Consider the following 18,696-nt stretch of genomic DNA (forward strand, 5'->3'; position numbering starts at 1 on the left):
GCAATGACCGGCACGGTAGGCGACTTCTGGTAGAGCGTTTGTATCAATGGGGCGTACGGCGCATCTTCGGTTACCCTGGCGACGGCATCAATGGTGTATTCGGCGCGCTGAGCCGGGCCAAAGGCAAGATAGAGTTCATCCAGGCCCGCCATGAGGAGATGGCCGCCTTCATGGCCAGCGCCCATGCCAAGTTCACAGGCGAGCTCGGTGTGTGCATGGCCACCTCCGGCCCGGGCGCCTCGCACTTGCTTACCGGCCTGTACGATGCACGCATGGACCACCAGCCGGTGCTGGCCATCGTCGGTCAGCAGGCCCGTGCGGCACTGGGTGGGCACTACCAGCAGGAACTGGACCTGCTGTCGATGTTCAAGGACGTCGCCGGTGCGTTCGTCCAGCAGGCATCGACGCCGGAGCAGGTACGCCATCTGCTCGACCGTGCGGTGCGCACCGCCGTCGGCGAACGCCGCGTCACCGCCATCATCCTGCCCAACGACTTGCAGGACCTACCCTACAACGAACCACCCAGGGCCCACGGTACGGTGCATTCCGGCATGGGCTTCAGCAAGCCCAGGGTGCTGCCCTTCGAGGAGGACTTGCAGCGCGCGGCCGAACTACTGAACGCCGGTCGCAAGGTGGCGATACTGGTGGGTGCCGGCGCGCTGCAGGCGACAGAGCAGGTCATTGCAATTGCCGAAACACTTGGCGCCGGGGTGGCCAAAGCGCTGCTGGGTAAGGCGGTGCTGCCGGACGACCTCCCATGGGTCACTGGATCGATCGGCCTGCTCGGCACCGAGCCCAGTTATCAGCTGATGAGCGAATGCGACACCCTGCTGATGATCGGCTCCGGCTTTCCCTATTCCGAGTTTCTACCCAAGGAAGGCCAGGCACGAGGCGTGCAGATCGACCTGCAACCCGACATGCTAAGCCTGCGCTACCCGATGGAGGTCAACCTCGTCGGCGACGCCAGCGAAACATTGCACGCACTGTTGCCGTTACTTGACCACAAGACCGACCGACGCTGGCGCGACAAGGTAGAAACCTGGCGTGCACAGTGGGACAAGACCGTGGCCAAGCGCGCCCTGGTCAAGGCCGACCCGATCAACCCGCAACGCGTGGTCCATGAGCTTTCCCCTCGCCTGCCCGACCACGCCATCATCACCAGCGACTCCGGCTCCTGTGCCAACTGGTTTGCCCGCGACCTGCAGATTCGCCAGGGGATGCAGTGCTCGCTGTCCGGCGGCCTGGCCTGCATGGGCGCCGCCGTGCCCTATGCGATTGCAGCCAAATTCGCCCACCCGCAACGGGCTGTAGTTGCTTTGGTGGGCGATGGGGCGATGCAGATGAACAACCTCGCCGAACTGATCACCGTGGCCAAATACTGGCAGCAGTGGGACAACCCGCAATGGATCTGTGCCGTGTTCAACAATGAAGACCTCAACCAAGTAACCTGGGAGCAACGGGTCATGGAGGGCGACCCCAAGTTCGAAGCTTCGCAGTCGATCCCTGACGTGCCCTACCATCTGTTTGCCATTTCCATTGGCCTGCAAGGTATCTACGTAGATCGCGAAGAGGACGTTGCCGCTGCGTGGGAGCGTGCGCTGGCTGCCGATCGGCCAGTACTGATCGAGTTCAAGACCGACCCGAACGTGCCGCCCTTGCCACCCCACATCAAGTTGGAACAGGCAAAGAAGTTTGCCAGCAGCTTGCTCAAGGGCGACCCCGACCAGGCGGGCATCATTATGCAAACAGCCAAGCAGGTGCTCGGCTCGGTGCTGCCTGGCAAGAAGTGACAGGCACCTCGGCGAGCCGGCTGAACGTTTGATCAGCCGGCCCGGTCGCAAAAACAGAGACGCAGCAGACTGCGCAAACCCTGACCGTGAGGACCTACCATGAGCGCGATCGCCTACAACGGGGCTGCACAGCACCCCATCTGCCTGACCCTCAATGGTCAGCCCCGAACCCTGCAAGTGCATCCCTGGGTCACCTTGCTTGACCTGCTGCGTGAGCAACTGGACCTGGTCGGCACCAAGAAAGGTTGCGACCATGGCCAGTGCGGCGCGTGCACGTTGCTGCGCGATGGCAAGCGCATCAATGCCTGCCTGACCTTGGCTATCATGTGCGACGGGGCCGACCTGCTGACCATCGAAGGGCTGGCCAGCGGCGACGTTTTGCACCCCATGCAGCGCGCCTTCATCACCCACGATGCGTTCCAGTGCGGCTACTGCACCCCGGGGCAGATCTGCTCTGCGGTGGGGCTGGTTCACGAGGGACGTGCCGACACCCGCGAGGCCATTCGCGAGCAGATGAGCGGCAATCTTTGCCGCTGTGGCGCCTACGGCAACATCGTCGCAGCAGTGGAAGAAGCCCTGCCGTTGATGACCGACGGGGCCCAGCCGCAACGAGGGCCGAACCCATGACGCCCTTCAGCTACCACAAGCCCGCCTCGGTCAGCGAAGCGGTGAACCTAGCTGACGCCTGCTCGCACTTCATCGCCGGGGGCACCAACCTGATCGACCTTATGAAGGAAAACGTGGTGCGCCCAGAGCGCCTGATCGACATCTCCGGCCTTGGGCTGGACGGTATTCACTCCACCCCCGGCGGCGGCGTATTGATCGGTGCACGGGTGAGCAATGCCGACCTGGCCTGGCACTCGATGATCGAGCAGCATTATCCACTGCTGTCAGACGCGATCCTGGCTGGGGCATCGCCGCAGTTGAGGAACATGGCCAGTACCGGTGGCAACTTGTTGCAACGTACCCGCTGCTACTATTTCTACGACACCGGCACCCCGTGCAACAAGCGCGAACCGGGAAGCGGATGCCCTGCGCGTGCAGGCATGAACCGCATCCATGCCATTCTCGGTGCCAGCGACGCCTGTGTCGCGATCCATCCCTCGGACATGTGCGTGGCATTGGCAGCGCTTGAAGCCGTGGTCCACGTACAGGGGCCGTCCGGCGAACGGCAGATACCTTTCGCGGATTTCCATCGACTGCCCGGGGACACCCCCGAGCGCGACAATCAACTGGCATTCAATGAGCTGGTAACAGGCATCGAACTGCCGCCCCCGCTGTTCGAACACTATTACCGTTATCTGAAAATACGCGACCGCGCCTCCTACGCGTTCGCGCTGGTGTCAGTCGCTGCAGCCTTGAACTTCGATGGCGATGTGATCCAGCAGGCGCGCCTGGCACTGGGCGGCGTAGCCCACAAGCCGTGGCGGGATTCGGTTGTGGAGTGCATGCTGGCCGGCCAGGTGCCTTCTGAAGCGCTCTTCACCCGCGCTGCACAAACGATGCTGCAAGGTGCACAACCCCTGAGCCACAACGGCTTCAAGGTAACGCTCGCTCAGCGAGCAATCGTGCGGGCATTGGATGACGCGGCGCGCGGTGCCGCCAACGGGAGGCTACGACCATGATCAACAGCACACCAGTAGTCGGCACGCCCCTGGACCGCGTGGACGGTGTGACGAAAGTCACCGGACAGGCCCGCTATGCGGGCGAATATCCCCAGGCGGGCCTGCTACACGGCAGCGTCGTGTCCAGTACCATTGCCCGCGGTCGGGTACTCGACATCGACAGTACGCAGGCCATGTGCGTGCCCGGGGTCATCGCCGTGCTCGACCATGGCCATCGTCCGCCTATATCCAGTTATGACGACGACTACAGCGATGCCGACTCTGCCGAGGGGGCGCCTTTTCGGCCCTTGTTCAATGATCGCGTGCTCTACAGCGGCCAACCGTTGGCGCTGGTGATCGCCGAAACCCTCGAACTGGCCCGCTATGCAGGCTCGCTGATCAAAATCAAATATGCCGAGAAGGCTCACCAGACAGACCTGGGCGCATGCCAACAATCGCATGCCGCACCCGCCGAAACACCGGCGCCGCGTGGCGACTTCGCCGGGCAGTTTGCCGAGGCGCCGGTACAGGTGGATGCCACGTATCTGACGGCCAACGAACACCACAACCCGATGGAGCCCCATGCGTCGACCGTTCACTACAAGCCCGACGGCACCCTGGAAATCCACGACAAGACCCAAGGCACGCAGAACTGCCAGGACTACCTGCACAAGGTGTTCGGCCTGCCCAAGGCAAACATTCGTGTGCGGGCGGCATTCGTCGGCGGCGCCTTCGGCTCGGGCTTGCGCCCGCAGTACCAGTTGCCGCTGGCAGTGCTGGCGGCGTTGCACCTCAAGCGCTCGGTGCGCGTGACCCTGACCCGCCAGCAGATGTTCACCTTTGGTTACCGACCCCGCACCGAGCAACGTTTGCGCCTGGGTGCAGACACAAACGGGCGCTTGCTGGCGATCGCTCACGATGCGCTTGGCCAGACCTCCCGCTTCGAGGACTTCACCGAGCAGCTGGTGGAATGGAGCGGCATGCTTTACCAGTGCGACAACGTGGCGCTCAGTTATCGCCTGGCCTCGCTCGATGTCTACACCCCGCTGGACATGCGGGCGCCTGGGGCCGCGTCCGGGATGATTGCACTGGAATGCGCGATGGATGAGCTCGCCTGTGCAGCGCAGATCGACCCGGTAGACCTGCGCCGCCGCAATTTCACCGACAACAATGCCAACGAGGGCAAGCCTTACTCCAGCAAGGAGTTACTGGCGTGCTATCAGCAAGGTGCCGAACGCTTTGGCTGGCAGGGCCGCAATCCGCAACCGCGCAGCATGCGCAGTGGCAAACGGTTGATCGGCTGGGGGATGGCTGGCGGCGTCTGGGAAGCCATGCAGATGAAGGCCAGCGCCAAAGCGCGCATCGATAGCCAAGGTAAACTCACCGTCAGCAGTGCCACCACCGATATCGGAACCGGCACTTATACGGTCATGACTCAGATCGCCGCCGACGCAGCTGGCGTCAAGGTGCAGGATGTCACCTTCATGCTGGGTGACTCCTCACTGCCCACCGCCCCGCTTCAGGGCGGATCGTTCACGGTGTCGTCGGTGGGCTCGGCCGTGCGCCAAGCCTGCCATGTCCTGCGCACCCGGGTGCTGGAACATGCGCGCAAAATGTACCCCCAGGTGGCCAACACACCCCGGCAGCAGATTTCTTTCATCGATGGCTACCTGCACGCGGGCAGCCATCGCTGGGCCTTGGCGGACATCGTGGCGATCGCCCCCGACGGTAAGTTCGACGTGCAGATCGACGCAGAGCCCGGCGCCAGGCGCCAGCCGTTCTCCACCGCCACCCATTCGGCGGTATTCGTGGAAGTCCACGTCGACGAGGACCTTGGCACGATCGATGTAACTCGGGTGGTCAGCGCTGTGGCGGCAGGACGTGTGATCAACCCGAAAACCGCACGCAGCCAGATCCTGGGGGGCGTAGTTTGGGGGGTGGGCATGGCCCTGCACGAAGCAGCGTTGACCGACCATCGGCTAGGCCGCATCGTCAATCACAATCTTGCGGAGTACCACATCCCGGTCAATGCAGACTGCGGGGATATCGAAGTGATCTTCGTTGAGGAGCACGACGACATTGTCAATGAACTGGGCTCCAAGGGGGTGGGTGAAATCGGCGTCGTCGGGGTGGCCGCTGCGGTGGCCAACGCGGTCTACCATGCCACGGGCAAGCGTGTAAGGGATTTTCCGATCACGCTCGACAAAGTGCTCTGATCGGGCGGGGGCCAAGTCCCCACCCGCTTTGCGCTAACGACGACGCGCTCGGAGCTTGCCGGCGAACACCCGGAAGCCCCAGGTGTTATAAGCCAGCGTCAGCGGCACCACGGCTGCGAAGCCGATCAGCATGAACAGCTGGGTGGATCTTGAGGCGCTGGCCTCGACAAGGGTCAGCGCCGGCGGAACTGCCAAGGGGAAGAGCGCGATCAGCATGAGCGTGAACGCGAAGCAGATGACGCCCAGGGCAAACGACAACGGCAACCAATCCCGCGTCCTGCCCCAGGCCAGGGAAAATCCCGCGAGTAGCACTGCCAAGGCCGCACCGGCCGTAAGCACGACCCAGCCCTGGCTCAGCCGCTGCCAGTAGCGTGCATCCAGCGCCATGGTCAGGAGCAGCACAGCGACCAGCACCAGTACGGCAACCCCGCATAACAGCCGAGCCTGGTGCTTTGCGCGCACTTGCAGTGTTCCTTCAGTTCGCCAGTACAGCCAGCAAGCGCCCAGCCACAGATAGCTGACAACCAGCGCCAACGCGCAAAACAAAGGAAAAGGCGCCAGCCATTCTTTGCCGTCGCCACTGTATTGACCCTGATAGTGTGGGACACCCTGGATCAACGTGCCCAACACCAGCCCCTGGCACAGCGTGGCAAGCAGCGAGCCACCCAGCGTTGCGGCATCCGACCAGCGTTTGCGGGTCAAGTGCTCACGAAACTCAAGGCCTGCTGCACGCAGGATCAAGCCCATGAACATCAACAGCAACGGCACATAAAGCGCTGGCAACAACACCGCGTAGGCTGTCGGGAATAGCGCCAGCAGCCCTCCACCGCCCAATACCAGCCAAGTCTCATTGGCATCCCAGATCGGCAGAATCGTGAGCACCAGCACCTCGCGCTCTTCGGCGCGACGATGAGCAGCCATGAGCATGCCAACACCCAGATCGGTACCATCGAGCAACACATAGACAAGCACCGAGAACGCCAGCGCTGCGGCGCTCAACAGGGTCAGCAGGTCGACACCCAGGAGGCTCATGGTTGTTCCCCGACTCGCGGCTCAGGGCCCGCCTCGTCCAGCGCGGGCGCCCGGCGCAGCACATGCAACAACAACCACAACCCGATACCGAAGGTGATCACGTAGAACGCCAGGATCGCCACCGTGGCAGCCAAAACGGTCGAGGTGGCCACCGGCGACACGCTGTCGGCCGTGCGCAACAGGCCATAAACGGTAAACGGTTGACGGCCGACTTCGGTCACTACCCAGCCACTGAGCATGGCTACAAAGCCCGCAGGCGCCAACCCTACACTGACGCATTGCAGCCACCGCGCACTCGTTAGCCGCCCACGCCAGCGCACCACCAAGCCAGCAATGCCCTGCATGACCATCAGCAACCCCAGGCCAACCATGATGCGAAAGGCAAAGAACACTACCGGCACCGGTGGCAGGTCTTCGCGTGCAAATTCATCGAGCGCGGCGATCGTGCCAACAAGGTCGTGAGTCAGGTACAGCGACCCCACCCGCGGGATGGCCACTTCAAGGCGGTTTTGCTGCAACGCCATGTCAGGCACGGCGAACAGCCTCATCGGCTCACCGGCACCTTTCGCCGGGCGGTGCCAAGAGCCCTCGATGGCCGCGACCTTGATCGGTTGCGTCTCGAGCGTGTGCTGTCCATGCAGGTCGCCTATCGCCACCTGCAAGGGCGCCAGCACTGCAATGGCCCACAGCGCCATCGAATACTGCTGCCGTGCGCGCTGGTTTGAAGGCGCGCGCAGCAGTTGCCAACCGCCCGCTCCCGCAACCATTGTGGCGGTACCCAGCAACGCAGCCACCAGCATATGCGCCAGACGGTAAGGAAATGACGGATTGAAGATGATCGCCCACCAGTCTTCGGCGACGAAGCGGCCGTGGGCATCGATCGAGTAGCCTGCGGGGGTCTGCATCCATGAGTTGGCACTGAGGATCCAGAAAGCGCTGACCAATGCCCCGACAGCCACTGCGCAGGTGGCCATGAAGTGCAGCCTCGGACCGACCTTGTTGAGGCCGAACAGCATGACCCCAAGGAATCCCGCCTCCAGGAAAAACGCTACCAGTACTTCATAGAACATCAAGGGCCCGATCACCTCCCCGGCCGCCGAGGACAACCCCGACCAGTTGAGCCCGAACTGATACTCCATCACCAGCCCCGATGCGGTACCGACAGCCACCGTCAACGCAAACACCTTCAGCCAGAAACGGTAGATGGCCATCAGCTGCTGATCACGACGGTACAACCACAGTGCTTCAAGCACCATCAACCACTGGGCCAGGCCAATGCTGAACGCCGCCAGGACGATATGAAAGCTGATAGTGATGGCGAACTGAAGCCGCGCAGCCAGAAGCGCTGTCGCCGCACCGCCGAACTCAACCAAGCGGATATTCCGCTGGCAAGCCGCTTTGCGGATCAGCCGCCAACGACTGCGCGCGGTCCAGCGTAACCGGAACCGACCTGGCCGCAGGCACCTTGACGTGCTCGGCGCGGTGCCAGAGCGTCTTCAACGGGTTGCTTTGCGGGTAGTAACCCGCTGCGCAGCCTTCGCGAATGTCGTACGCACCGAAGATCACGCTGCTGGCGCCCCGCACATCAGAGAGATGAATGATCAACATGAGCGGCATACGACCAACTTCGAATTACACAGTGTCCTAGGCCATCTTCATCGCTTCCCGCCGTTGATCTGTAGCCAGACGCCTAGCTCTACCAACACCCCAGGCCAGAGCCCGAGTCATCGATTCGCCCGGGCGGGAATCGAACGCTTCTTCATGCAAAGCCATTCCACAGCCAGCATACACTCCGATGAACATTTGCGTCTGGCCGGTGCGTGAGAGCCTGACCTGGACATCAATCGTGGTGCCGTCATCGAGCTCCTCGTCATGGATACGATGATGAAGCACTGGATCCGCCCAATTCCAAAACACGTCACCTCGAATACGCATGCCGCCCTCCTACGACTTTAGTCTGATGCGGAAACCTCACCATAGCAAAGCCAAGAGGCAGTTCAATGACTTAGGCTCTGCGAATACAGGCATCAGACAACCGGTCTAATTTTTGATACAAACAAATTTTCTTGTACAACTTTGCAACTTTCATCAGGCGGTCAGAGCAGGCAGCCGCGTTGCCAAGAGGCCGGCTGCTGCGGACGTCAGCAATTGAGGTGTAAGCTTTTCGCGAAGCACCCATTTACACGCGACGATTTCATGGTCGGCAACAGGCTTCTCATTTTCGTGGAATCGGGTGGTGAAGATGTGATGCACAACTGAATCCACTTTGATTGAACACAGAGACAGCAGGCCATACCCTTCAATCGATGTCTCTTCACGTAGCTCTCTTGCTGCAGCTGTATGAGGGCTCTCACCAGGCTCAATCGAACCACCTGGGAAATTCCATTTGCCGCCTTTCTTCCGGACAAGCAGTACCCTGCCGCTTCGCAGGCAGATTATCGTTGCCCTGGATTTGATTCTGCCTTTTCGTTTGTCCCGCATACATGCACTCGTATCATCACCCATCAACACCCAGCCTCTCGCGATACAGAGTAATGGGCTTCTTCCCTGAAGACGTGTCCTGCTGCGACTCGTTCAATTTCATGGGCGTTTCAGCCGTCAATTTGCCTCGGATCAGCAGAGCGCGGCACTGCAGCAAATCCCGGTAGCGCGGTAACCGCCGGTCGGTGTATGGTCTAGAGAGCGTGAAATTTGTCCGGCATGTGAACTGGGCCGTATCCTGACCGTTTAAGCCTCTAAGGACATTTGTAAATGACCAAGGCGGACTCGATTCGAATAACGGCACAGCTGAACGCTTGCAGCCAGGCTATGACATCGCTGAGAGCCTATGAAAGGGGGCTATCAGACAGCTGTTGCACGGATCTTGAGAAACTGCGCATAAGTGCGCAGTCCAGTTCAATGCCTTGAAAGCGTTGGACGACGCCGAAAGACCCGGTGACCCAACCGCCGCCGGGTGGGCTTGGTTACTGGAAAGATAGAAGTGAAATCAAGCGGATTTCGGCTCTGAGAACAGCGGTCGGTTTATCTGAGAATAACGACCGCTGTTGACATTCAGTGAGCGGAAGAGCTACCGAAACTGACTCACTTCAGGCTGATGATCAGTCGCCACCCTCCTGCCGGCCACACGTCAGGACAATGCGCTTTTACACAACGACTCGATAGTTCCGACCAGGTCGCCATACTGCACGGGCTTGGTGAGGTGTCGGTCGAACTGCATGTCCTTCGCCACGCCATAACCGCTCAATGCAATCGCAGGCGTGTACTTATGAACCTTGCCGGCCCTAAGGGCACTTATCAGTTCATGCCCATCCATCTCCGGCATTCCGATGTCGGTAAGAATGACATCGAAGCGCTCCTGGAGTGAATGCTCAAGCGCCTGGGCAGGATCGCTGTAGCTCTTGACCTGGGCACTCTCCATTTCAAGCAGCATGCGCATCACATCCAGGACTGCTGGCGAGTCATCGACCAGCAAAACTTTGAGACCCTTCAGTCGCCCTTGGGACTCGCCGGCTTCATCCCCATCCTTCGGCTCTTTAATCAGCTCCTGAGAGAGTGGCAGCGAGACACTGAACGTACAGCCATGACCGATCCCCGCAGATCGGGCAACGACGGAGCCCCCATGCGCCTGGACCAGCTGGCGAACCAGCGACAGGCCGATACCCAGGCCGTCTCGCTGGTGGGTGGCATGCTTGGGTTTGGCCTGCTTGAACAGGTCGAATACGTTTTCAAGTTCGGCAGTAGGCAATCCGACACCGTTGTCGATGATATCGATGTGGGCGTGCTTGTCCGCCTTGCTGAGCACAATACGTACCTTGGCCGCTTCACCGCTGAACTTCAGCGCATTTTGCAGAAGGTTCCAGATCACCTGTTCCAGGCGGGTCGGGTCGCCGTCGATAATCATCGCCGGCACTTCCGCGCTCGGTTTCTCTAGGGTGATCTCTGCGTTGGGATACTCGTCGATAACGATTGAGTGGATTTCATTCAGCATGGCACCGATGTCGAGCAGGCGGGTCTTCAACTTCAGCTTGCCCGTACGAATGCGCGCCACATCGAGCAGGTCATCAATAATACGGGCCTGGCTGGTAACAGCCTCGCCGATGGCGCCGACCGCCTTGCTGGCGTTCTCGGTGTTGCGAACGGAAGGGAGCCTTCGAAGAATTTCTGCGTTCAGTTGAATCAGGTTAAGCGGGTGCTTGAGCTCATGGGACATGACGGCAAAGAACTCATCCTTCATGTGGATCGTGCTCTGTGTCTCGGCAAGCTTTCTGCTCTGCTCATCGTGCAGCCGTTTATGCCCCGTCAGGTCACGAGCAATTTTCACGTACCCCAGAGCACTTTCAGCTCGGAGCAAGGCGATTTCTCCGCTGCAGAAGAACCGGCTACCGTCCTTGCGCACGTGCCAGCGCTCATCCTCTCCGCGCCCATGCTCACGGGCATTGCGCATCTCGTTCTGGGCAACACCCGCGCTACGATCTTCAGCGGAGAAAATCAGCTCGTAGGAGGAACCGATAACCTCTTCAGCGGTGTAGCCAAAGATCAGCTGAGCGCCGGTGTTCCAGTCCGTGATCTTGCCGTGTTCATCCAGGATGATGATGGCGAAATCGTGGGTGCTTTCGGCGACCAGGCGCATGCGTTCCTGGCCCAGGCGCAGATCTTCTTCGGCCTCACGCCGCTTGGTGATATCGATGAAGGTCAGCACCGTACCATCGATATGGTCTTCGCTGGAGCGGTACGGCAGGAGCCGGGCAATGTACCAGCGGCCTTCGGCGCTGCTGACTTCCCGCTCCAGCATGGTCAGCGATTCATACACGGACGACGCGTCTTCGGCCAATTCTGGATAATTGAAGCGATGGGTGATATCCAGCAGCGAGCGCCCGGTATCCACCGGCAGCATGCTGAAAATGTCCTTGGCGCGCGGTGTGAACCAGCGGATATGCATGTTGCGGTCAACGAACACCGTGGCGATATCCGTGGAGGCAATGAGGTTCGCCAGGTAGTCGTTGATCTTGTCGGTTTCTTCGACCTTGGTCTTGAGCTCGTAATTGACCGTGAGCAGCTCTTCGTTGATCGACTGAAGTTCTTCCTTGCTGGTTTCCAGCTCTTCCGTCGCGGAGCGCAACTCCTCGTTGATGGCCTGCATTTCTTCGTTGGACGCCTTCAGCTCCTCGCTCGAAACCTCCGATTGCTCGATGGTTTCCTGCAGGTGGGTCTTGGTTCGCTGCAGCTCGTTTTCCAGACTGGCCAGCACCTTGTTCTCGGTTTGCAAATCCAGGTCGAGCAGATCGGCGCCGGGTTCGATGGACGTGACGTTGAACACGATTGTACGCACATCCTGATCGGTGGCTTCGTCTTTGAAGGGACGCGCCGTGATATCGACCAGGTAGTCGCCTTCAGGATCGTTCACCCGGATCTTGCGGGACAGCGTGGCTTTACCACTTTGCTGGGCCTGGTACAGCGTGGTGCGAAGCTCCAGGCGCAACTGCGGCATGATCAGCACCAGTACGTTTCGTCCCACTTCCCCAGTAACGTAACGCAGGAATCTGCCAGCACCCTCGTTCATGTGCAGGATGTCGCCATTGGGATCGACAATCATGCTCGGCGGCATCTGCTCAGCCATCGCCCGCTGATGGATATCGGCATAGGAAAATTTACGCGTAGGCGGCAGCATGGGTGGCGGCGCGGCAAGACTGGACAGCGCAAAGCCACCCCGGGGCATAGAAGGCGCCCGGCGATTGATGTTGGCGCCCGCTCGTGCACGGAAAATCCGGTTACGCTTGTCGACCGGCGTGAACAGGTCCGGGCAGGCATCAGCAGACTCGGACGAGCCCATGAAAAGATAACCGCCCGGCTTGAGGGCAAAGTGGACCATCTGCAACATTTCTCGCTGGATGTCCCGATCCAGGTAGATCAGCAGGTTGCGGCAGACAATGAGGTCGATCTGAGAGAATGGCGGGTCGGACAATAGGCTGTGTTTGGCAAACAAGACCTTTTCGCGGACTTCCTTGCGGACGCGGTAGTGCTCACCTTCCTTGAGGAAATACTGCCGCAGACGCGTGGGTGGCACGTCGGTGATGATCGCTTCCGGGTAAGCGCCAGCCCGGCCTACCGCAATGGCACGCTCATCAATGTCCGTGGCAAAAACCTGGATTTTGACCGGGTTGGCCTCAAGCTTCTGGTGCTCGGTACACAGGATCGTCAGGCTATACGCCTCCTCGCCTGTCGAGCATCCAGCAGACCAGATGCGCACCTCATCGGGGCGAGCTTCGTCATCGCCTGTTGACATCAGAGGGCCCAGCACGTGGCGCTCAAGCGCCTCGAAGGCTTCTCGGTCGCGGAAGAAGTTGGTCACTCCAATCAGCATGTCCCCCAGCAACTGCTTGGCTTCATCGGGCGAGTTCTCCAGGTACTGGTAGTACGCAGGAAGATCGGGTTGAGCCGTTACCTGCATGCGCCGCTCGATACGGCGCAGCACCGTCGCCCGCTTGTAGTGCTTGAAATCATGCCCGGTGCGGGTTCGCAAGAGCAGCAGGATATCCAGTAGAACCCGCGGCAACCTCACGCTCTAGCTCTGGAGAGGACGAGGCGACTTTCATATCATGAGGTGCCGGGATTTTGATGGCTCTGGTATTGCGCCATATCTCGAGAAGTTTGTGAGGGATTTCTGCTACAGGTAAGACGGCGTCGACCATACCCGTTGCTATCGCTGCCAAAGGCATCCCATCGAATTCTGCGTCGTCGGGACTTTGCACGATGGTGATCCCACCCTGCTCTTTAATACGAGAAAGACCCACGGCCCCGTCGCTACCCGTGCCGGTGAGCACAAGACAAAATGCGAATTCCTTGTGAACATCTGCCAGATCACGGAAGAAAAGATCGATGGCGACGTGGCTTCCCGCCGGACGATTAGCAGGTGTGACCTTCAGATAGCCATCATTCATGGCCAATTGACTAGCAGGAGAGATGACATAAACCCGATTTTGCTCGATGGGAGCGGTATCGGTTACCTGCATGACGGGCATGTCTGTGCAAGCCTGGAGGATCTTGTCAGCTACGCTTTCATGATCAGGTGATAGATGCAGGATGATGACAAAGGCCATACCGCTATCACTGGGCATTTGCTCGAAAAATGTTTTCAACGCGGCGAGACCGCCCGCCGACGCACCTATACCCACCACCGGGAAACGCAGATGGCTAGGGAGGATGCCCTCTCGCTCCGGCAGAGAGGTGGGAACTTTAGTTGTCGGTTTCATTATGATATCAAGATCTTGTCTGAGCTGATAGGGTGAGTGGCTGGGTCGAGGAGTGATGCTCCTGGAGGCTTCACCCGCCAGCAAAATGGTCAATTTTGGCGCGTAATCCGTAACGAAAATGCGCTGATCATGAATGCCATCATCCTGATCATAAATAACGTCTTCTCGAAGTATAGCGTTTACCTTCGCACTGCCGAGACTCCCTTCGTGCTCCGATCCGTACTATACAACGCTTAGAACTGCAGGTCCTAAGCGTTTCGACGCCCGCAATTCCTTGCTCGTCGCCACACCTCGTTCATTCCTGTTTCGAAAACAGCCTTCCCCTCCTCAAGCGTCACCACTGAAGCTGTTGTTTTGAACTTTGCATGGCATGGAAGCTTCCCCTGCATACCCCCACGTTTTTTGTGACGCAGGAGCGAGGAGCATGAGAGCACTGACTTACCACGGAGCAAACGACGTCAGGGTCGATAACGTCCCTGATCCCATCATCGAGCGAGAAGACGACATCATCCTCAAGGTGACTGCCACCGCCATTTGCGGCTCCGATTTGCACCTCTATCGAGGCAAAATTCCAGAAACCGAAGCGGGCGATATCTTTGGCCATGAGTTCATGGGTATCGTGGAAGACACCGGGAGTGCAGTCACCAATCTCCAGGTCGGTGACCGCGTAGTGATCCCTTTTGTGATCGCTTGTGGTAGCTGCTTCTTTTGCCAGCGCGACCTTTTCGCTGCCTGCGAAACCACCAACACGGGGCGGGGCTCGATCATCAACAAGAAAGGGATTCCCCCGGGCGCCGCGCTGTTCGGGTACAGCCATCTCTATGGTGGTATTCCTGGTGGCCAGGCTGACTACGTAAGGGTTCCCAAGGGTAACGTCGGCCCGTTCAAAGTGCCCACCGAGTTGGCCGATGACAAGGTACTGTTTCTCTCGGACATTCTGCCGACCGCTTGGCAGGCAGTCATCAACGCCGAGATCGGCCCAGGTTCAACGTTGGCGGTCTACGGCGCCGGACCAGTAGGCTTGCTGAGTGCCGCCTGTGCGCGAATGCTCGGTGCGCAGACCATTTTCATGGTCGATGACAGCGATTACCGCCTGGCGTATGCCCAGCAAGCTTACGATGTTGTACCCATCAACTTCGAGCGGGACGATGATCCCGCAGACAGCATCATCCGTCAGACACCAGGCATGCGCGGTGTGGATGCGGTGATCGACGCTGTCGGCTTCGAGGCCAAGGGCAGCACTGCCGAAACGGTGATGACGGCGCTGAAAATTGAAGGCAGCAGTGGCAAGGCGTTGCGCCAGAGCATTGCGGCCGTGCGGCGTGGCGGCGTCGTGAGTGTCCCCGGTGTGTACGCGGGCTTCATTCACGGCTTCATGTTCGGCGACGCGTTCGACAAGGGTCTTACCTTCAAGATGGGCCAGACCCATGTCCAGAAATACCTGCCTGAACTACTGGAACACATTGAAGCAGGCCGTCTACAACCGGAATTGATCGTCACTCACCGCCTGGCCCTCGAAGAAGCGGCCATGGGCTACAAGATGTTCGATCAGAAGCAGGACAACTGCCGCAAGGTCATCCTCGTGCCAGGCGCAGCACCCGGCACCTTGGGACCTGACTACGTATAGAGGAAGCAAAGTCATGAACGGGCTCGCCAGCTACTTCTGGATTGCCGTGGCGGCAATCCTTTTACTCATCGATCTGTGGGCCATCGTCAGCGTTTTCAGAAGCGACAAGTCAGATGCAGTCAAAGCGGCCTGGGCCCTGCTGATCGTCGCGCTACCGCTGGTTGGCCTGGGTATCTGGGGTGTTGCTGGCCCGCGGGGTATCAAGCGAGGTACGGGGCCCACTTCTGACGAGCACAGCAAAGGTTGATATTTCCGAGCTCCACTTTCAGGGGTTTCAACATGATCGATCAAGCGACAGGCATGAAATCAGGCGAACGCTATCGCGTGGAGAACGTGGAGCGCGCTCATCAGTTTCCAGGCTTCTTCCAAGACGGAAAGTATTATCTCGGCCCTGAACTTCTCACCGCCGTGGGCTGGCTTGAAGGTACGCGCTTCATCTACGACAGCCTGGATGCCGCAGGTGAACCCGTTTTTCCAAACCGGGTGGCAGGCACGATAGAAGGCCTGACGATGACCCTGGTCGATGGCACCACCCTTGAGCTCTCACGGATCGAGGCCAGCGACACCATTGTTCCGATTGCCCCCGGTGCATCGGGTACGGAACAAGAAGCGCCTGACAGTGGCGCTTGGATAAATTGCGCTCCAAAAGCCGAAGCATCATCAGGCAACCTCTTTGAGCCTCCAAGTGGCAGGAAGGGTATCGACGGAGGCAGGAGGAAGCCAAAAGACATAACGCCGCTGCTGATCGTCGCAGCGGCGCTGGGAATTTTTGTGGGTTTTACACTCACACACTCACGACGCGGGGATAGATAGGGAAGGTCTGCTTTCAGAGGAATGAGCGTGGTTTCGTTGCGAGATCACGTTCGCCCCCTACTCTGCTGACGAGTTCGTGGGATTAACCGGACGATAGTCCTCCCCTGCTACCGCTCTCAGGTAAGCAGCGTCAGCCTCCAGGCGAAGATCGCGCCATTCCTGCCAGCAGATAATCCCTCGACGATCCATCTCATCGGCCTGGCGAAGTAGTTCCTCGTGATAGTCGTCAGGCGAGTCCATTCTCAAGGCCCTGCTTTCCAGCACACAGTACCAGGCTGCCAAACAGTTGAGCTTCAGCAATTGGGCGGCGGAGAGGTTTTTCTCGAATGTTCGCATCTGGAGGCCTCACACTCTGATGGAGGGTTGAGTCACGAAGATTGCAGAGGTTCAGTAGAGCGGTGTCAACGGCGTTGATTGTGCTCTGCACGACTGGATGCAAGCTTGATCCTTCCCAAACGTTCGCGAGCAAAGCTTAAGGGCGCCACAGGCGCCTGCGCCGGTTCTTTCGCGCAACCCGTCGGCCTTGGCCAAAACCCAAGGAGTAAACACCCCGCTCCGCGACGTCCGAGTTGAACACAGACTTTCCTGTGTGACGACATGAGGTGAAAGATCATGGCTAACAACCCAACCAATCGTGGCCATCAAGGTGGTACTGCTCAGAACAATCCTGGCAATTTTGCCAATGATCGCGAAAAAGCGTCGGAGGCAGGTCGCAAAGGCGGGCAGAGTTCAGGTGGCAATTTTGCCAACGACCGTGAGCGTGCTTCAGAGGCTGGCCGTAAAGGTGGCCAAAACAGCCACGGCGGCGGGCGCGGTAGCGAAAACCGCTAACTGGCGGTGATCAAGCGCCAGGGCAAGAGCTGCCCTGGCGCTTTTCTACTGAACGGCCATCAGGAAACCCTCTCCTTCCACGCTTCGTATCTGGCAAGAAGCGGCTGGACACTCAACCCATGCAGCAGAATGCTCAACGCCACCGCTGACAGCACCAGGTTGGTGCTCTGCGCGGCCAAAGTGGGAAGCAGCCCATGATTGAGGGCATAGAACAGGTAGTAGAAGCTGCCAATACCTCGGATACCAAACCACCCTAAAAGCCCGCGATGGCGAATATCCAGCATTCCTCGAGCGGGGAACAGCAGGATGCTGATGGAGCGAATGACAAAAAACAAAGCACCGGCAACCAGCACTGCCTGCCAGTCCCAATGCTCAATGAGCACTACCCCTAGCAGGGTCACCAGAAACACTTCCATTGCCCGTTCGATCAGGCTACCGAAAGCCAACATGTCACCCAACATGATCCCCGCTGCAACCTGCGAGTCGTCGAGCCCTTTCACATCGCCTTTGACGGCTAGCTCCGGCGCCACGTCCTGGTGACCTACCACAGGCTGTACCAGATGTTCAGCAGCCGGTTCTTCTGGGCTATTGGCGGTCTGAACCTCCGCCTGCCTTAAACCGAGGCCCGCAGCGAATACCGCGAGAAACCCATAGGACTGTATCGACTCGGCGCTCACGTATGCCAACGCAATCAGCGCAAGGGCCAGATAGTCATTGGGCGAGACGGTGCTGTCGTCGTTGCGCAGACGCAAGAACAGTGTGAGCTTGCCCAGGCCGCGCCCGTCCAGTAGCCAAGCAACAGGCCTGCGGTTACTGCCCACAGCATGTCCTTCAGCAGCCAGTCACTGAACCAGGCCTGGTCATTGTCCTGTTGCAGGAGCAGCCCGAGAATGACGAAGGGAAACGCCACGACGTCGTTGAGCCCTGCCTCACCCGACAAGCTGAAACGCACAATATCATCGTCCTGGGCATCAACCACCTGCACCAAGGTTGCGAGCACGGGGTCAGTGGGTGCGAGGATCGCCCCGATCAGTAGCGAAATGCCCCACCCCAGGTTCAAGCCGTAATGCAGCACCAGCGTTACCCCTGCGATGCAGATCAACATCACCGGCCCCGCCAGAAAAAAGGCGCTGCACCAACGGCGGTTGTGCAAGGGCAGGCGCAATTTCAAGCCACTAAAGAACAGCGAAAACAACACCGCAACCTCTGTGAGGTGCTCCATCCACCCGCTCGACTGGCTCAAGTCCAGTTGAAGAATACCCAGCCCCGATGTACCCAGCCCGATACCCAGGGCAAGACACACTACAGACGAGGTCACAGGGATCCAGCGCAGGTAGGAGGATGAGAGTGCGAGCAGCAGCAAGACTGCGCCCAGCATGGCGAACCAGACGATGAAGGTCATTTCCGCAGACGCCCAGGGAAAGTTTCCGAGTATTTTTTGACTTTTCGGCACGCCACGTCGTTCCGCTGCGCTTGGTGGGTTCAGCCAATACCTGAGGTAAACGTAAAAAAGATTTTCAGCGCTCCGCTGCG

12 protein-coding genes and 4 pseudogenes are annotated in these 18,696 nt (G+C 59.3%); 8 read left to right on the top strand and 8 right to left on the bottom strand.

Annotation, left to right across the window (positions count from 1 at the left end; genetic code table 11):
- Positions 1-3: 3 nt before the first annotated feature.
- From ACF8K2_RS11425 to ACF8K2_RS11440, 4 genes and pseudogenes are all read left to right on the top strand, one after another.
- A pseudogene (locus ACF8K2_RS11425) lies at positions 4-1,790 on the top strand (thiamine pyrophosphate-requiring protein).
- 99 nt (positions 1,791-1,889) lie between these two features.
- Complete coding sequence (locus ACF8K2_RS11430; protein ID WP_060494604.1) at positions 1,890-2,417, top strand: (2Fe-2S)-binding protein; 528 nt, start codon at positions 1,890-1,892, stop codon at positions 2,415-2,417.
- Positions 2,414-3,415 carry a xanthine dehydrogenase family protein subunit M gene (locus ACF8K2_RS11435; RefSeq protein WP_060494603.1) on the top strand — a complete coding sequence of 334 codons (1,002 nt, stop codon included), beginning with the start codon at positions 2,414-2,416 and terminating at the stop codon, positions 3,413-3,415. The genes ACF8K2_RS11430 and ACF8K2_RS11435 overlap by 4 nt, the downstream gene beginning before the upstream one ends.
- The gene (locus ACF8K2_RS11440; RefSeq protein ID WP_060494602.1) at positions 3,412-5,610 is read left to right on the top strand and encodes a xanthine dehydrogenase family protein molybdopterin-binding subunit; all 2,199 of its coding nucleotides are present in this window, start codon (positions 3,412-3,414) and stop codon (positions 5,608-5,610) included. Before ACF8K2_RS11435 ends, ACF8K2_RS11440 begins: the two co-directional genes overlap by 4 nt.
- 33 nt (positions 5,611-5,643) lie before the next feature.
- Here the strand turns inward: ACF8K2_RS11440 and cydB are convergent, their stop codons facing one another.
- From cydB to ACF8K2_RS11470, 6 genes and pseudogenes are all read right to left on the bottom strand, one after another.
- On the bottom strand, positions 5,644-6,642 hold the full coding sequence (gene cydB / locus ACF8K2_RS11445; protein WP_060494601.1) for a cytochrome d ubiquinol oxidase subunit II: 999 nt from the start codon (positions 6,640-6,642) through the stop codon (positions 5,644-5,646).
- Complete coding sequence (locus tag ACF8K2_RS11450; RefSeq protein WP_060494600.1) at positions 6,639-8,015, bottom strand: cytochrome ubiquinol oxidase subunit I; 1,377 nt, start codon at positions 8,013-8,015, stop codon at positions 6,639-6,641. Before ACF8K2_RS11450 ends, cydB begins: the two co-directional genes overlap by 4 nt.
- On the bottom strand, positions 8,008-8,259 hold the full coding sequence (locus ACF8K2_RS11455) for a hypothetical protein (protein WP_060494599.1): 252 nt from the start codon (positions 8,257-8,259) through the stop codon (positions 8,008-8,010). Before ACF8K2_RS11455 ends, ACF8K2_RS11450 begins: the two co-directional genes overlap by 8 nt.
- 27 nt (positions 8,260-8,286) lie before the next feature.
- Positions 8,287-8,577: a hypothetical protein gene (locus ACF8K2_RS11460; protein WP_063425418.1), complete on the bottom strand. Its 291-nt coding sequence runs from the start codon at positions 8,575-8,577 to the stop codon at positions 8,287-8,289.
- A 153-nt stretch (positions 8,578-8,730) separates the two neighbouring features.
- Positions 8,731-9,123, bottom strand: coding sequence for an NUDIX domain-containing protein (locus ACF8K2_RS11465; protein WP_081238041.1), 393 nt, complete (start codon positions 9,121-9,123; stop codon positions 8,731-8,733).
- Positions 9,124-9,769: 646 nt separating this feature from the next.
- A pseudogene (locus tag ACF8K2_RS11470) lies at positions 9,770-13,892 on the bottom strand (CheR family methyltransferase).
- Between the two features lie 424 nt (positions 13,893-14,316).
- On the opposite strand from ACF8K2_RS11470, the gene ACF8K2_RS11475 reads away from it, so the two are divergent.
- From ACF8K2_RS11475 to ACF8K2_RS11485, 3 genes and pseudogenes are all read left to right on the top strand, one after another.
- Positions 14,317-15,519: a zinc-dependent alcohol dehydrogenase gene (locus ACF8K2_RS11475; RefSeq protein ID WP_060494693.1), complete on the top strand. Its 1,203-nt coding sequence runs from the start codon at positions 14,317-14,319 to the stop codon at positions 15,517-15,519.
- Between the two features lie 13 nt (positions 15,520-15,532).
- Positions 15,533-15,766, top strand: a complete 234-nt coding sequence (locus ACF8K2_RS11480; RefSeq protein WP_014859183.1) for a PLD nuclease N-terminal domain-containing protein — start codon at positions 15,533-15,535, stop codon at positions 15,764-15,766.
- A 32-nt stretch (positions 15,767-15,798) separates the two neighbouring features.
- Positions 15,799-16,146: pseudogene (locus ACF8K2_RS11485) on the top strand (short-chain dehydrogenase); the annotation flags it as partial.
- Positions 16,147-16,389: 243 nt separating this feature from the next.
- On the opposite strand, the gene ACF8K2_RS11490 reads toward ACF8K2_RS11485, so the two are convergent.
- Positions 16,390-16,668, bottom strand: coding sequence for a hypothetical protein (locus ACF8K2_RS11490; protein ID WP_060494691.1), 279 nt, complete (start codon positions 16,666-16,668; stop codon positions 16,390-16,392).
- A gap of 276 nt (positions 16,669-16,944) precedes the next feature.
- On the opposite strand from ACF8K2_RS11490, the gene ACF8K2_RS11495 reads away from it, so the two are divergent.
- Positions 16,945-17,163, top strand: a complete 219-nt coding sequence (locus ACF8K2_RS11495) for a general stress protein (RefSeq protein WP_060494690.1) — start codon at positions 16,945-16,947, stop codon at positions 17,161-17,163.
- A 59-nt stretch (positions 17,164-17,222) separates the two neighbouring features.
- On the opposite strand, the pseudogene ACF8K2_RS11500 reads toward ACF8K2_RS11495, so the two are convergent.
- Positions 17,223-18,565, bottom strand: a pseudogene (locus tag ACF8K2_RS11500) (cation:proton antiporter).
- Positions 18,566-18,696 lie beyond the last annotated feature (131 nt).

The organism is Pseudomonas sp. xss_2 (genome assembly GCF_043104195.1).
GTDB classification, from domain to species: domain Bacteria; phylum Pseudomonadota; class Gammaproteobacteria; order Pseudomonadales; family Pseudomonadaceae; genus Aquipseudomonas; species Aquipseudomonas urmiensis.